The 14,667-nt window shown below is 69.7% G+C and carries 12 protein-coding genes; 6 read left to right on the forward strand and 6 right to left on the reverse strand.

What is annotated here, in order from left to right; translation table 11 throughout:
* The first annotated feature begins 153 nt into the window (after nt 1–153).
* Genes OHA77_RS00575 through OHA77_RS00590 form a run of 4 tightly spaced genes read left to right on the forward strand, consistent with a single transcriptional unit; the run spans nt 154 to nt 4,579 of the window.
* Nucleotides 154–1,002 carry a carbohydrate ABC transporter permease gene (locus OHA77_RS00575; RefSeq protein WP_406315260.1) on the forward strand — a complete coding sequence of 283 codons (849 nt, stop codon included), beginning with the start codon at nt 154–156 and terminating at the stop codon, nt 1,000–1,002.
* Nucleotides 999–1,868, forward strand: coding sequence for a carbohydrate ABC transporter permease (locus OHA77_RS00580; protein ID WP_406315262.1), 870 nt, complete (start codon nt 999–1,001; stop codon nt 1,866–1,868). Before OHA77_RS00575 ends, OHA77_RS00580 begins: the two co-directional genes overlap by 4 nt.
* On the forward strand, nt 1,865–3,277 hold the full coding sequence (locus OHA77_RS00585; protein WP_406315264.1) for a glycoside hydrolase 43 family protein: 1,413 nt from the start codon (nt 1,865–1,867) through the stop codon (nt 3,275–3,277). Before OHA77_RS00580 ends, OHA77_RS00585 begins: the two co-directional genes overlap by 4 nt.
* Before the next feature lie 6 nt (nt 3,278–3,283).
* The gene (locus tag OHA77_RS00590; protein ID WP_406315265.1) at nt 3,284–4,579 is read left to right on the forward strand and encodes an ABC transporter substrate-binding protein; all 1,296 of its coding nucleotides are present in this window, start codon (nt 3,284–3,286) and stop codon (nt 4,577–4,579) included.
* Nucleotides 4,580–4,651: 72 nt separating this feature from the next.
* On the opposite strand, the gene katG is transcribed toward OHA77_RS00590, so the two are convergent.
* The 6 genes from katG to OHA77_RS00620 form a co-directional block, all read right to left on the reverse strand.
* Nucleotides 4,652–6,883: a catalase/peroxidase HPI gene (gene katG / locus OHA77_RS00595; protein WP_406315266.1), complete on the reverse strand. Its 2,232-nt coding sequence runs from the start codon at nt 6,881–6,883 to the stop codon at nt 4,652–4,654.
* Between the two features lie 32 nt (nt 6,884–6,915).
* A complete protein-coding gene (locus OHA77_RS00600; RefSeq protein ID WP_406315268.1) occupies nt 6,916–7,353 on the reverse strand; it encodes a Fur family transcriptional regulator in 438 nt (145 codons plus the stop codon).
* Between the two features lie 131 nt (nt 7,354–7,484).
* Complete coding sequence (locus OHA77_RS00605) at nt 7,485–8,444, reverse strand: ThuA domain-containing protein (protein ID WP_406315270.1); 960 nt, start codon at nt 8,442–8,444, stop codon at nt 7,485–7,487.
* A 165-nt stretch (nt 8,445–8,609) separates the two neighbouring features.
* The gene (locus tag OHA77_RS00610; protein WP_406315271.1) at nt 8,610–9,353 is read right to left on the reverse strand and encodes a citryl-CoA lyase; all 744 of its coding nucleotides are present in this window, start codon (nt 9,351–9,353) and stop codon (nt 8,610–8,612) included.
* Nucleotides 9,350–10,507: a CaiB/BaiF CoA transferase family protein gene (locus OHA77_RS00615; protein WP_406315272.1), complete on the reverse strand. Its 1,158-nt coding sequence runs from the start codon at nt 10,505–10,507 to the stop codon at nt 9,350–9,352. Before OHA77_RS00615 ends, OHA77_RS00610 begins: the two co-directional genes overlap by 4 nt.
* 15 nt (nt 10,508–10,522) lie before the next feature.
* Complete coding sequence (locus OHA77_RS00620; RefSeq protein WP_406315274.1) at nt 10,523–11,302, reverse strand: IclR family transcriptional regulator; 780 nt, start codon at nt 11,300–11,302, stop codon at nt 10,523–10,525.
* A 203-nt stretch (nt 11,303–11,505) separates the two neighbouring features.
* Here OHA77_RS00620 and OHA77_RS00625 point away from each other — a divergent pair, with 203 nt between their 5' ends.
* Both OHA77_RS00625 and OHA77_RS00630 read left to right on the forward strand, forming a co-directional pair.
* The gene (locus OHA77_RS00625; RefSeq protein ID WP_406315276.1) at nt 11,506–12,954 is read left to right on the forward strand and encodes an aldehyde dehydrogenase family protein; all 1,449 of its coding nucleotides are present in this window, start codon (nt 11,506–11,508) and stop codon (nt 12,952–12,954) included.
* Nucleotides 12,951–14,666, forward strand: a complete 1,716-nt coding sequence (locus OHA77_RS00630; protein ID WP_406315278.1) for a thiamine pyrophosphate-binding protein — start codon at nt 12,951–12,953, stop codon at nt 14,664–14,666. The genes OHA77_RS00625 and OHA77_RS00630 overlap by 4 nt, the downstream gene beginning before the upstream one ends.
* Nucleotide 14,667: the final 1 nt, after the last annotated feature.

Below are 14,667 nucleotides of genomic sequence, written 5' to 3' on the forward strand. Positions count from 1 at the left end.
CCATTGACGTTGCGTCCGCGTTACCGCAACGTTTCCCGCAACCAATTGCCGAAAAGCGCCTCAAACCCTTCGAAGGAGTCATACACGTTGGCCGTCATCTCAGCGCATCCACCCCGCTCCCGACCCCGTCGAACAAGACGGTGGACACCGTATGTGCTGATTGCTCCGTCGGTGGTCGCGATGCTCGGGTTCCTCGTGTACCCGATGGCCAGCGTGATCTATTACAGCCTCCAGCGGTACAACGTGACCAAGCCCTGGGACAACGGCTTCGCCGGGCTCGACAACTTCCGCACGCTCCTCTTCGAGGACCCGATCTTCTGGCAGAGCCTCGGCTTCAGCGTCCGGTGGGTGGCCGTCGAGGTGGTGCTGCAGTTCCTGCTCGGGCTCGCGCTCGCGCTGATCGTCAACGAGAGCTTCGTCGGCCGCGCGATGTCGCGGGCGCTGGTGTTCTCCCCGTGGGCGGTCTCCGGCGTGCTGACCACCGCGATCTGGGTCCTGCTCTACAACCCGTTCACCGGGGTGTCGCGCTACCTGGCCGACCTGGGCCTGATCGAGTACGGCGCGGCGCCGCTGGCCAACCCCGGCACCGTGTTCTGGACGGCCGTGGTGGCCGAACTCTGGCGCGGGGTGCCGTTCTTCGCCATCCTGCTCCTGGCCGACCTGCAGTCGGTCTCGAAGGACCTCTACGAGGCGGCCTCGGTGGATGGCGCGAGCCGGATGCGCAGGTTCTTCCACATCACGCTGCCCCACCTGAGGGACGCGATCATCCTGTCCACGCTGCTGCGCTCAGTGTGGGAGTTCAACAACGTCGACCTGCTCTACACCCTCACCGGTGGCGGGCCCGCGCACCAGACCACCACGCTCCCGCTGTATGTGGCCTCGCTGGCCGCGCAGTCGCACAACTTCGGCTACGCCACCGCACTGACCACCGTGGCGTTCCTGATCCTGACCTTCTTTTCCGTTGCCTACCTGCGCTTGAGCAAATTCGGGGCGAAGTCATGACCACGGTGATCGAACGTCCGCCGGTGACGAAGCCGCAGACCACGCCCGTCAAGAGCACCGACCGGGTGTCCCGGTGGCAGATCTACCTGCCGCTCGCCCTGTACCTGCTGTTCACGCTGGTGCCGTTCTACTGGATGCTGGTCTTCGCCTTCCGGCCGAGGGGATCGACGTCGATCCTCCCGTGGCCGATCACGTTCGAGCACTTCGACACGGTCTGGAATGGGATGGGGTTCGCCGTCTTCTTCCAGAACAGTCTCCTCGTTGGCCTCGCCTCGCTCGTCACCACCACGGTCGTGGCCCTGGCCGGCGGCTACGCGCTGGCCCGCTACAACTTTCGCGGCAAGGGCGCGTTCATGATCGGAATGCTCTGCACGCAGTTCATCCCCGGCGCCCTGATGATCATCCCACTGTTCGAGATCTTCAGGACGCTGTCGCTGACGAACTCGCTGTGGAGCCTGGTCATCGCGGAGACGGTCTTCCAGCTCCCGCTCTCACTGATCCTCATCAGCGGCTTCATCAGGAACATCCCGTACGAGCTGGAGCAGGCGGCCTGGGTCGACGGCTGCGGCCGGCTGCGCGGCTTCCTGGCCATCGTGCTCCCGCTGCTGCGCCCGGCGCTGGTGGCGGTCGGCTCGTTCGCCTTCATCCACAGCTGGAACAACTTCCTTTTCGCCCTCATGTTCATCAACGACCAGGAGAAGTTCACCGTGCCCGTGGGCCTGGCCTACAACCTCGGCGAGAACAGCGTCGACTTCGGCGCCCTCGCCGCCGGCGGTGTCGTCGCCGCGCTTCCCGTCGTGATCGTCTTCGCCTTCATCCAGCGCTACCTCGTCCAGGGGATGTCGGCCGGGGCGGTGAAGGGATGACGGCCTACCGCAATCCCGTACTGAACGCCGACTGGTCCGACCCCGACGTGATCCGCGTGGGAGCGGACTTCTACCTGACCGTCTCCACCTTCAACAAGGTGCCGGGGCTGCCGATCCTGCACTCCCGCGACCTCGTCAACTGGACGATCATCGGCCACGCCGTAACCGGCGGCTACGACGACGTACGGCCGGGCTGCGGGGTGTGGGCGCCCGCGCTGCGCTACCACGACGGACGGTTCTGGATCTTCTACGGCGACCCGGACGTGGGGATCTGCCGGGTGAACGCCGAGGATCCCCAGGGCCCGTGGACCGCGCCGCACGTCGTCAAACCGGGTGCCGGGCTCATCGACCCGTGCCCGCTGTGGGACGAGGACGGTCAGGCGTACCTGGTGCACGGCTGGGCGAAGAGCCGCGCCGGAGTGAACAACCGGCTCACCCTGCACCGCATGGCGCCGGACGGGAGCGGGGTTCTCGACGAGGGCACCCTGATCGTCGACGCCGACCTGCTGCCGGGCTACCGGACGCTGGAGGGGCCCAAGCTGTACAAGCGCGACGGCACGTACTGGATCTTCGCGCCGGCCGGTGGCGTGGAGCAGGGCTGGCAGTCGGCGTTCCGGGCCGACTCGATCTTCGGCCCGTACGAGGACCGGATCGTGCTGGAGCAGGGCGGCACCGAGGTCAACGGCCCGCATCAGGGCGGCTGGGTGGACACCCCGTCCGGCGGGCACTGGTTCCTGCACTTCCAGGACCGCGGCCCCTACGGCAGGGTCGTCCACCTGCAGCCCATGGTGTGGCAGGACGGCTGGCCGGTGCTGGGCGACCGGGGCGAGCCGGTGCTCGAAGGCCCCATGCCCGTTTCCGGCGGCACGCTGAGCACACCCGCGACCTCCGACGACTTCGCGGGGCCCGCGCTCGGGCTGCAGTGGAGCTGGCAGGCCGACCCGGACCCGTCGTGGTGGGAGCTGCGGGACGGCACGCTGCGCCTGGCCTGCGTGCCGGGGCCCGAGGACCTCAGGGAGCGCCCGTCCGTGCTCGGGCAGCGACTGCCCGGCGAGCCCTGCACGGTCACCACGCGGCTCGCGCTCGACGGCAAGGGCCGCGCGGGGCTGGCCGTGCTCGGCGACAGCTACGCCTGTGTCGCGCTGGAGCGCACGGCTGACCGGACGGTGCTGGTGTGCGGGTCCGCCGAACCGGTGCCCGTCCAAGGGCCCGTCACCGTCGGGGCACGGATCGGTGACGGCGCGCTCGTCACGTTCCTGGCCGACACCGGGGAGGGGCTGCGCGAGATCGGCGCGCCCTTCCAGGCCACGCAGGGCCAGTGGGTCGGGGCGGTGCTCGGCCTGTTCGCCACCGGGCGGGGCAGCGGCCAGGCGATCTTCGAAACGTTCACTGTGGACATCGAAAGGTAGAAGGCAATGAGACGACACGCGCCGATGGCCGCGATCATGCTGGCCACGGCCGTCCTGGCCGGATGCGGCTCGGACGCGGGATCCGACGGCACGACCGAGATCACTTTCTGGGACACCAACGCCGGCCCCGCGCGCACGCCGATCTGGCAGCACGTGATCGCCGAGTTCGAGAAGGCCAACCCGACTGTCAAGGTCAACTACGTGGGCGTGCCGATCGCGCAGTCGGCACAGAAGATCGACACCGCCATCGCCGGTGGCGGCGTGCCGGACGTGGCCGACGTGGCCACCTCGGGGCTCGGCATCCTCGTCGCCCAGAAGGCGCTGGAGCCGGTGGACGAGCGCATCGCCGCCAACCCCGCGTTGAACGGCAAGTTCAACGAGGCGCTCATGACCACCATCAAGAACATCGTGCCGGACCGGAAGGCGTACATCATCCCGATCTCCACCAACGCCGGCGCGTTCTGGTACCGCAAGGACTGGTTCAAGGAGGCCGGGCTGGAACCACCCAAGACGTGGAGCGAATTCTTCACGGCCGTGGACAAGCTGACCAAGCCGGGTGAGAACAGGTTCGGCTTCACCATCCGCGGTGGCGCCGGCTCCATCGCCCAGATGCTGGAGGTCGTCTACGGCCAGTCCGGGATCACGGAGTTCTTCGACGCCTCGGGCAAGGCCACGCTCAACGACCCGCGCAACGTGACGGCGCTGGAGAAGTACGCCGGGCTGTACAAGAAGAACACGCCCGAGGGCGATCTGCAGAACGACTACGTCAAGATGGTCGCCCAGTTCGACACCGCCGGCAGCATCGCGATCATGCAGCACAACCTGGGCTCCTACCAGGACCACATCAAGGCGCTCGGCCCGGAGAAGGTGGCCTCCTTCTCCGTGCCCACGTCCGACTCCGGGACACAGGCGGTGCTGTCCAACCCGGTCAGCGGCGTGGCCGTGTTCTCCGCCGGCGAGAACAAGGAGGCGGCGTTCAAGCTGGCGGAGTTCTTCGCGACCAAGGACATAGGCGGCTACATCGCCGAGAAATCCGGTGTCATCCCGGCCAACACCGACGTGCAGGGGGTGCAGGCGGCCCACGTCGTCGAGGCGCAACAGGTGCTGAACGACCCGGCGACCAAGGTCGTGCAGATGCCCTACCACCTGCCGGAGTTCAACGAGATCACCAAGACGTGGGCGGAGCCGCTGTTCCAGAAGGTGCTGCTGGGCCAGTTGAGCGCCAAGGACTTCCTGGACCAGTTCGCGGCCAAGCTGACCGAGGCGCAGGCGGCCTACAAACAGCGCAACGGAGGGTCCTGAGCGGACGGTGTCGAGACCCTTCGGGCTGAGGACGTCCAGGCCGGCCGGCGTGGGCCGACCTGGACGTCGTGATCAGACGAGGTCGAACCGGTCGAGCTTCATCACCTTGTCCCACGCCGCGACGAAGTCGGTCACGAACTTCTCCTTCGCGTCGTCACTCGCGTAGACCTCCGCGAGCGCGCGCAGCTCGGAGTTCGACCCGAAGACGAGGTCGACCCGGCTGCCGGTCCACTTGACCTCGCCGGTGGCCGCGTCGCGGCCCTCGAACGTGTTCGCGTCCTCGGACGTCGCCTTCCACGTCGTGCCCAGGTCGAGCAGGTTGACGAAGAAGTCGTTGGTCAGCGACCCGGGGGTCGTGGTGAGGACGCCGAGCGGCGACTGCTGGTAGTTCGCGCCCAGGACGCGGAGGCCACCGACGAGGACCGTCAGCTCGGGGGCGCTCAGGGTCAGCAGGTTCGCCCGGTCGATCAGCAGGTACTCGGCCGGCAGCCGGTTGCCCTTCCCGAGGTAATTGCGGAACCCGTCGGCGGTCGGCTCGAGCGCGGCGAACGACTCCACGTCGGTCTGCTCCTGCGACGCGTCCACGCGGCCCGGCGTGAAGGGGACCTCGACGTCGAAGCCGGCGTCCTTGGCGCCCTGCTCGACGGCCGCACCACCGGCGAGCACGATCAGGTCGGCGAGCGAGATCTGCTTGCCGCCGGTCTGGGCGGCGTTGAAGGCCTCCTGGATCCCCTCCAAGGTGCGCAGCACCGTCGCCAGCTGGTCGGGGTCGTTGACCTCCCACCCGCTCTGCGGTTCGAGGCGGATGCGCGCACCGTTGGCACCGCCGCGCTTGTCGCTGCCGCGGAAGGACGAGGCCGACGCCCACGCGGTGGACACGAGCTGGGACACCGACAGGCCCGAGGCGAGGATCCGGCCCTTGAGGGAGGCGATGTCCGCAGCGTCGACGAGCTCGTGCGTCACCGCGGGGAGGGGGTCCTGCCACAGCAGCGTCTCGGCCGGGACCTCCGGGCCGAGGTAGCGCACGACCGGTCCCATGTCGCGGTGGGTCAGCTTGAACCACGCCCGGGCGAAGGCGTCCGCGAACTCGTCGGGGTTCTGGAGCCAGCGTCGGGTGATCTGCTCGTAGACCGGGTCGATGCGGAGCGCCAGGTCGGTCGTCAGCATCGTCGGGGCGTGGCTGTTCGACGGGTCGTGGGCGTCAGGGACGGTACCGGCCCCGGCGCCGTCCTTCGGCTTCCACTGGTGCGCGCCGGCGGGGCTCTTGGTCAGCTCCCACTCGTAGCCGTACAGGATCTCAAGGAAGCTGTTGTCCCACGTCACCGGGGTGTTCGTCCACGCACCCTCGAGACCGCTGGTGATCGTGTCGCCGCCCTTGCCGGTGCCGTAGGTGTTCTTCCAGCCGAGGCCCTGCTCCTCGAGCGAGGCGGCCTCGGGGTCGGCGCCGACGTGGTCCGCCGGGCCGGCACCGTGGGTCTTGCCGAAGGTGTGACCGCCCGCGATCAGCGCGGCCGTCTCCTCGTCGTTCATCGCCATCCGGCGGAACGTCTCACGGATGTCGCGGGCCGCGGCCAGCGGGTCCGGGTTGCCGTTCGGGCCTTCCGGGTTGACGTAGATGAGGCCCATCTGCACCGCGCCGAGGGGGTTCTCGAGCTCCCGGTCGCCGGTGTAGCGCTGGTCGTCGAGCCAGGTGAACTCGGGACCCCAGTAGACGTCCTCCTCGGGCTCCCAGACGTCCTCACGACCACCGGCGAAGCCGAAGGTCGTGAAGCCCATCGACTCCAGGGCGACGTTGCCGGTGAGGATCATGAGGTCGGCCCATGAGAGCTTCTGGCCGTACTTCTTCTTGACCGGCCACAGCAGGCGGCGCGCCTTGTCGAGGTTCCCGTTGTCCGGCCAGCTGTTGAGGGGGGCGAAGCGCTGCTGGCCGGCCCCGGCGCCACCGCGGCCGTCGCTGATCCGGTAGGTACCCGCGCTGTGCCACGCCATCCGGATCATGAAGGGGCCGTAGTGGCCGTAGTCGGCCGGCCACCAGTCCTGCGAACTCGTCAGCACCTCCGCGATGTCCCGCTTCACCGCCGCGAGGTCGAGGGTCGTGAACGCCTCGGCGTAGTCGAACTCCTCGCCGAGGGGATTGGCCACGGCGGGGTTCTTGGCGAGGATCTTCAGATTGAGCCGCTCCGGCCACCACTGGCGGTTTCCGCCGCCCTGAGTCGGGTGCGAGGCGCGCTCATGCGCGACCGGGCAGCCACCTCCGCCCTCCGTCTTCGCGTCTGTGACGATTGCATCATGGTTCTCGGACATGGAGATCCTTCCGGACTAGCTGATCACGGTGCTCAGGAACTGCGGGTGGTGGAACAGCCGGGGCACAGGCCCCAGTAGATGACCTCGGCCTCGTCGATCGAGAAGCCGTGGTCGTCGGACGCGGCCAGGCAGGGCGCCTCGCCGACCGCGCAGTCGACGTCAGCGACGACACCGCACGACCGGCACACGACGTGGTGGTGGTTGTCCCCGACGCGTCCCTCGAACCGGGCCGGGCTGCCGGCCGGTTCGATGCGGCGTAGGAGTCCCGCCGCGGTGAGCGCGTGGAGGGCCTCATACACGGCTTGAAGGGAGATATGGCCTACGCGATCGCGCACCCCGGAGGCGATCGTCTCGACGTCGAGGTGGTCGCCGCCCCGGACGGTCTCGAGCAGTGCGACGCGGGCGGCCGTCACCCGCAGGCCGGCACCGCGCAGTTCTTCGGCGGTGGTCGGGATCCTGGGTGCGGTCATGGCGCCAAACCTACCGTTATATACACGAACGGTACAAGATAATGAATGGTCCAAGTCTTGCGCCGAATCAGGCGACGTCTGCACCGTCATCACGTGACGTCCGGAATCCGGCAGCGGCCGGGAGATCCGGGTCAGCGGCAGAACGGTGCCATGCCGAGCACCGACGTGACCCCGCCGAGCAGGTGCTGGACGAAGTACCGATCGCCGTCCATCGGCTCGTCGGTCCACGCCTTGACGTCGTGGCCGAGGGTCGTGAGCCAGGCCTTGCCGCCGTCGTAGTACTGGCACCAGCTGACCGGGTGGTCGTCACCGTGGCCGGGGTGGCCGAGGTTGCCGCGCACCCCTCGGGCCAGCGTGCTCTCGTCCACCTCGGCCAGCACCCGGACCCGCGTCGGGAACGGCACGAGGTTGTACCACTCGTCGGAGAACGCCCAGCGCTGCGGCAGCCCCTGGGTGGAGGCGTCCCGCCTGCCGACGGTCTCGACGACTCCGGGCTGGTTGGCGCTGTGGTCGTAGAAGTTGGCGTTGCCGAGCAGGCCCTCGTACCAGGGCCAGTTGTACTCGGTGCCGAAGGCGTTGTGGACGCCGACGAAGCCGCCGCCGGCGCGGATGTACTGCCGCAGGGCGGTCTGTGCGGCGTCGTCGAGGGTGTCGCGCGTGGTGCTGAGGAACATCACGGCGTTGTACGACAGCAGCCTGCCGGCCGAGGACAGCTGGGTGACGTCCTCGGTGTAGTCGACGGCGAACCCGTTCTCCCGCCCCAGTTCGAGCATGGCCTTGACCGCGACGTTGTCGTCGTTGAGCGGCGGGTTCATGCCGGAGCCGAGCGGGGTCCCCAGGTGGGCGTGGCGGGGGCCGGCCGTGCGGCTGTAGACGAGCAGGCGGTAGCCCTCGGCCGGGTCGAAGTTGCCCCAGTCGTGGTAGCAGCGGGAGTCGGTACCCCGGCAGACGCCGTAGTCGGGGTCGCCAAGGTTTTCGGCTCCCTTGCCGTGCCCGGGTGCGGCCGCGGAGCTGGGGGAAAGGGCAGTGAGCAGGAGTGCCGCCGCGCCGGCGGCAACGGCGATGGACAGGGACGAACGCCTGATGCGCATGAGCACCTCACGTGCTTCGATCCACCAGGTGGATCATTTGGTCCGCCGAGGGGTCTTGAGCGTATCCAGCGCCGGCTCCTTGAACAAGCTCTTGCTTCACCGCCGCGTCCGACTTATCGTGCGTCCGTCGTGTCACGCTTCACCCGCATGGCGGGCTCCCCCGTGTCAGGCCCTGAGGTCGGTGGGCAGGATGGAGGGCGGCATGGGTCCCTTGTTGCGGCGGCCCTGGCCCGACTCCTCCCAGGTGTGCGCGAGGATGCCCACACTGCGGCTCAGCACGAACAGGCCGCGGGCCAGGGGTGCGGGAAAGCCCAGCTCGGCGTAGATCACTGCGGTGGCACCGTCGACGTTCATCGGCACCGGGCTGATCAGCTCCTCCACCTGCCGGGCCGCGCGCAGGTGGGCACCGGACACCACGCCGCCGGCCACCGCGTCGTCCACCAGGCCGAGTAGCGGGTCACGGCGCGGGTCGCGGGTGTGGAAACGGTGCCCGAACCCGGGCAGGTACTTGTCGCGGGCCCGCCAGCGGGCCACCGTGGCGGCCGCGTCACCGGTGCGCACGATCTCGTCCAGCAGTTCCACGCACTGCTCCCCCGCGCCGCCGTGCACGTCGCCCAGCAGGTTGACGCCGGTGGCGACGGCATTGTTCAGCCCGACGCCGCAGGTGATCGCCATCCGGGCGACGGCGATCGACGGGGCGTGCGGACCGTGGTCCACCGAGGAGACCAGCGCCGCCTCCAGCAGCGCGGCCTGCCGCTCGTCCGGCAGCTGCCCGCGGAGCATAAGCCAGATGATCTCGGTGAAGCCGATCTGCCCGATCAGCTCCTGCACCGGCCGGCCCTGCAGTTCGATGACATTGGGCTCGATCCGGGACACCGATGTCCCCCACCAGTCGGCCACGATGCTCATGACGCCACTCCGAACTCTGCGTTGTGCTGACCGAGGAGGGGAGCGGGATCGCGCGGGCGCAGCGGAGTGCCGTCGATGAGGACGCCATTGCCCGTGACCGTCACGCGGCGCTCGTCGCCACCGGGGAACGGCAGTTCCGTCAGGAAACCGCGCCCACTGAGCTGGTCGAGTGCCAGCGCCTGGGCCACGGTGAGGATTCGGGCAGCCGGGACGCCCTCTCGTGAGAGGATCTCCTCCCACTCCAGCGCCGTCTTGGCCCGCAACGCCTGGTTGAGCTCGTGGTTCAGGGCCTGGCGGTGGGCCTTGCGCGCCTCTCTCGCGGTGAACCTGGGATCGGCGGGCAGGTCCGGCCGCCCGACGAGGCGGCACAGCGCCTCGAACTGGACCTGCTGGTTGGCGGCGATGTTCAGCGGCCCGTCGGCGGTCTCGAAGGTGCCCGACGGCGCGGCGGTGGCGTTCTGGTCGCCCATCGGCTCCGGTTCGACGCCGCTGACCAGGTAGTTGGAGGCCGTCCAGCCCATCGCGGAGACGGACGCCTCCAGCATCGACAGGTCCAGGGAGCAGCCGGCCCCACCGCGCTCGCGCCCGGCCAGGGCGGCGGAGATCGCCAATGCGGCCATCAGCCCCCCGATCGAGTCGCAGATCGGGAAGCCGACGCGCAGCGGCGCCGTCTCCGGGGTGCCGGTGACGCTCATCATGCCGGACAGCCCCTGGATGATCTGATCGTAGGCGGGTGCCCTGCTCATCGGGCCGCTCTGACCGAACCCCGAGATCGCGCAGTAGACCAGGCGGGGGTTGAGCTCCCGCAGGCGATCCCAGCCATAACCGAGCCGGGCCAGGACACCGGCCCTGAAGTTCTCCAGCAGGACGTCGGCGCCGGCCACCATGGCCTCGAACGCCTGCCTGCCCGCCGGACTCTTCAGGTCGAGCTCAACCGACTTCTTCCCGGCGTTCTGGGCCAGGAAGGAGGCGCCGAGTCCTTCCTGGTTGAGCTCGGGGTCGGGGCCGAGGCGGCGGGCGAGATCCCCGCCGCCGGGCATCTCGACCTTGACCACCTCCGCGCCGAACAGCATCAGCTGGTAGCTGCAGTACGGCCCGGCCAGAACGTTGGTCAGGTCCACGACCTTGATGCCGTCCAGTGGCAACTGCTGCATTCACGCTCCATAAGGTCAGGTCAGGGGATGGTCGAAGCCTCGATCCGACATGCGCTTGGCCGCCTCCCGCAGGTCCGCGACGAACTCCTGGACCCGCTCCTCGCCGAAGCGGACCGTCGGGCCGCTCAGCGAGAGCGCCGCCACGGTCGCGCCCGACGCGCCCGTCACCGGGACGGCCACCGCTGACAAGCCCGGATCGCGCTCACCGTGGCTGGCCGCGTAGCCGTCCCGGGCGGCCCCGGCGATCCACTCCTGCAACGTCGCCAGGTGCTCCTCGCCGTGCGGCGAGGAGCGGGCGATACGCGACAGCAGTCTTGCCGGGGCGTCCTTGAGCAGGACCTTCGAGGAGGCGCCCGACCACAGGGGCAGTTCGTCGCCGACCCGCACGACGTGGCGCAGCGGCTGCGGGCTCTCCTGCTGGGCGATGCAGATGCGGTGGACATCCCGCAGGACGTAGAGGTTGACGGTCTCCCGGTGCCGCTCCCCCAGCTCGCGCATGAGCTGGACGGTCTCCGGGGGCAGCTCCCAGGCGTGGCGCGCGAGATGCGCCCAGCGCCACAGGGCCGGCCCCGCCGCGTAACCCTTGCGGGTGGCCCACAGCAGCCCCATGTGCTCCAAGGTCTGCAGCAGGCGCAGCGCCGTCGTCTTGGCCAGGCCCGTCTCGTCGACGACCTCGCGGATCGTCAGCGTCCGGCGGTCCTCGGTGAGCAGAGACAGGATGTCGAACGCCCGCTGGACGCTGCGTACGCCGCCACCGTTCTCACCGGAGTCTGCTGGGTTGTTCGTCGAAGGCACGGGTCCTCACTTGTGAGTCGAAGGTGAATCTGCCGCTCACTCTCGCACGCGGTCCGTACGCTAACACTAGTCCGTGCAGCGGTCCATATGCTCCACTATATGGATCAGCCGTCCCTCTTGCCAGAACCTTTGCCTCCTCATACCGTGAGGAAATCCACAGCGCGGTTCATAAGAACCGTCAAGCGGATCTCTATGGAGATGACATGGACGCAGTCCACGAAGCCGAATGCCTGATCGCCGGGAAATGGCTGAGTGAAGGCCCCCATTCCGAGCGGGTCGGCCCGTATGTGCGGCGGATCGTGAGCCGGGCCCGGCTCGCCCAGCCCGACGACATCACCACGGCGCTCCACTACGCGCGCCAAGGTGCCGGGGCGGTCGCGCGGCTGGCCCCGGCCACCCGCGCGGCGATACTGGAACGCGCCTCGGCCGCGGTCGCCGCCCGCACCGAGGAGTTCGCCCGGCTCCTGGCCCTGGAGCTGGGTAAACCGCTCAAGGACGGCCGCGGGGAGATGCTGCGGGTGGCCGACACGTTCGCCGTCGCGGCGGCCGAGGCCAGGGCGATCGGCGGCGAGGTCCTGCCCGTGGCGGGCTGGGCCCGCGGGGTGGGCAACACCGCGATCACGCAGCGCGCCCCGGCCGGCCCGGTGCTGGCGATCACACCGTTCAACGCTCCGGCGAACCTGCTGGCTCACAAGCTGGCCGCCTCCTTCGCGGCCGGCAACACCACGATCGTCAAGCCGCCGCCGCAGGCCCCGGCCGTCTCGGCCGCCCTGGTCCGGCTGCTGCTCGACGCCGGGATGCCGGAGGAGGCCGTGCAGATCCTGCACGGAGGCGGTGACGTGGGCGCGCGGCTGTGCGCCGCGCCGGAGATCGCCGTGGTCAGCTTCACCGGCGGTGTCACGGCCGGTGCCGCCGTCGCCCACGCCGCCGGGCCCAAGCGGGTGCTGCTGGAGCTCGGCGGCAACGCCGCCACCATCGTCTGCGAGGACGCCGACGTGGCGGAGGCCGCGCGCGTCTGCGCGCGCACCGGATACAGCAACTCCGGTCAGAGCTGCATCTCCGTCCAACGCGTCTACGTGCAACGCACCAGGTTCGAGGAGTTCACCCAGGCGTTGACCGGCGAGGTGCGGGCGCTGACCGTGGGCGACCCGCTCGACCCGGCGACCGACGTCGGCTCGATGGTGGACGACGAGGCCGCCGGGCGCGTGGCGCGCTGGACCGAAGAGGCGGTGCGCGGCGGTGCGGTGGTGACGACCGGTGGCAGCCGGACCGGCGCGGTGATGGCGCCGACCGTGGTCGTCGCGCCACCCACCGATGCGAAGGTCGTCTGCGAGGAGGTCTTCGGCGCGCTCGTCGCCGTGCTCCCCTATGACGGCTTCGACGAGGTCGTCCAGGAGTGCAACCGCAGCCCGTACGGCCTGCAGGCCGGGCTGTTCACCCACGACGTGCGCCGCATCGTCACCGCCTGGCGCGAGCTCGAGGTCGGCGGCCTGGTCGTGAACGGCTCGTCGAACTTCCGCCTCGACCACATCCCGTTCGGTGGCGTGAAGGACTCCGGCGTCGGCCGCGAGTCGCCCCGCTGGATGATCGAGGACTTCACCGTGACCAAGACCCTGCTCCTTCGCGGGCTGACCATCTGGGGAGAACAGTGACCACCGGCGCCCACGCGCTCGTCGCCCAGCTCGAGGAGCTCGGTGTCGAATATGTCTTCGGCACCTGCGGGCACACCAACATCGCCGTGCTCGACGCGCTGGCCGACAGCCGCATCCGTTTCGTCATCGCCCGCCACGAGCAGGCGGCGGCGCACGCGGCCGACGGCTACGCCCGCGCCTCGGGCAAGCCCGGCGTGCTGCTCGTCCATGTCGGGCCTGGCCTGACCAACGCCACCACAGGGGTGATGACCGCCGCGCTCGACTCGGTACCGATGGTGGTGATCTCCGGCGACATTCCGTCCTACTACCACGGCCGCCATCCGCATCAGGAGATCAATCTGCACGCCGACGCCGACCAGGCGTCGGTCTTCCGGCCCTTCGTCAAGCGCGCCTGGAACGTGCACCGATCCCAGGATCTGGGCCGGGCCGTCGAGCGGGCCTTTTGGACGGCGACGACGGGCAGGCCTGGAGCGGTGCTGGTCAACGTGCCGATGGACGTCTTCTCGCGGTCCGCGGCGCCGTACCCGCCGATCGGTCACGCCGCGCCGCCCGACCTGCCCGCCGCGACGGCGGAGCAGATCGCCGCGGCTCTCGCGGACGCCGAGCGGCCGCTGCTGTACGTCGGCGGCGGACTGCGCGAAGACGGCGAGGCACTGCTGTCACTGGCCGAGCACCTGGACATCCCGATCGCGCACTCGCTGATGGCCAAGGGCACCGTCCCCGACGCGCATCCGCTGGTGCTCGGCATGACAGGGTTCTGGGGGCTGGAGCTGACCAACGCCTACGCCAGGGACGCCGACGTGGTGCTGGCGCTGGCCACCCGGTTCGCCGAAACCGACTCCAGCTCGTGGGACCCCCGCTTCACCTGGACGCTCGGCGAGCGCAGCAGGCTGATCCAGATCGACATCGACCCGGCCGAGATCGGCCGCAACTACCCGGTCGAGATCGGCGCCGTCGCCGACGTCGGACTCGCCGTGCGGGCGCTGGCCGAGGCCGCCACGTCGCATCCGCCGGCAGACCGGCCCGAACTGCGCGAGCGCATCCGCGCGGCCAGATCGGAGCTGTTCACCGAGAGCCGGAAGCGGGGCCGCAGCGACGCCTTCCCGCTGCGGCCCGAGCGCATTCTCGCCGATCTGCGCGACACGCTGCCGCCCGGCGCGATCCTGGTGACCGATGTGGGCTGGAACAAGAACGGCGTCGCGCAGTGCTACGAACTGCCGCCCGAGGGCCGTTTCATCGCTCCCGGTGGCGCCTCCACCATGGGGTTCGGCCCGGCCGCCGCCGTCGGCGTCCAGCTCGCCCGGCCGGACGGCGTCGTGGTCGCGCTCATCGGCGACGGCGGAATGGGAGCCCAGCTCCCCGCCCTGCCGCTGGCCGTCGAACAGGGCACGCCGGTCATCTTCGTGGTGATGAACAACAGGGCGCACGGCACCATCTCCGACCTGCAGTCCGCGCACTTCGGCCGCAGCCACGGCTGCGACTTCACCGACCCCGCCGGGCTCCCCTACAGCCCCGACTTCGCGGCGCTGGCCGCCGCGTGCGGCGCCGACGGCCACACTGTCACCGTGCCGGAGGAGTTCGGGGCGGCCCTGCGCTCGGCGGTGGCGAACCGGCGGCCCACGCTCATCGACGTGCCGATGGTCAACGAGCCCGTGCCGACCCCCGGGCACTGGAACATCAAGGACATCTACCAGGGCGTTTTCACCGACTGAA

This window comes from Streptosporangium sp. NBC_01639, from assembly GCF_045209755.1.
GTDB lineage: Bacteria > Actinomycetota > Actinomycetes > Streptosporangiales > Streptosporangiaceae > Streptosporangium.

Excerpts from the sequence above, each read along its gene's own strand:
- OHA77_RS00615 (WP_406315272.1), bottom strand. The coding sequence starts at position 10,507 with ATGCAGCAGTTGCCACTGGACGGCATCAAGGTCGTGGACCTGACCAAC.
- OHA77_RS00580 (WP_406315262.1), top strand. The coding sequence starts at position 999 with ATGACCACGGTGATCGAACGTCCGCCGGTGACGAAGCCGCAGACCACG.
- OHA77_RS00610 (WP_406315271.1), bottom strand. The coding sequence starts at position 9,353 with ATGAGCATCGTGGCCGACTGGTGGGGGACATCGGTGTCCCGGATCGAG.
- OHA77_RS00585 (WP_406315264.1), top strand. The coding sequence starts at position 1,865 with ATGACGGCCTACCGCAATCCCGTACTGAACGCCGACTGGTCCGACCCC.
- OHA77_RS00605 (WP_406315270.1), bottom strand. The coding sequence starts at position 8,444 with ATGCGCATCAGGCGTTCGTCCCTGTCCATCGCCGTTGCCGCCGGCGCG.
- OHA77_RS00625 (WP_406315276.1), top strand. The coding sequence starts at position 11,506 with ATGGACGCAGTCCACGAAGCCGAATGCCTGATCGCCGGGAAATGGCTG.
- OHA77_RS00600 (WP_406315268.1), bottom strand. The coding sequence starts at position 7,353 with ATGACCGCACCCAGGATCCCGACCACCGCCGAAGAACTGCGCGGTGCC.
- katG (WP_406315266.1), bottom strand. The coding sequence starts at position 6,883 with ATGTCCGAGAACCATGATGCAATCGTCACAGACGCGAAGACGGAGGGC.
- OHA77_RS00590 (WP_406315265.1), top strand. The coding sequence starts at position 3,284 with ATGAGACGACACGCGCCGATGGCCGCGATCATGCTGGCCACGGCCGTC.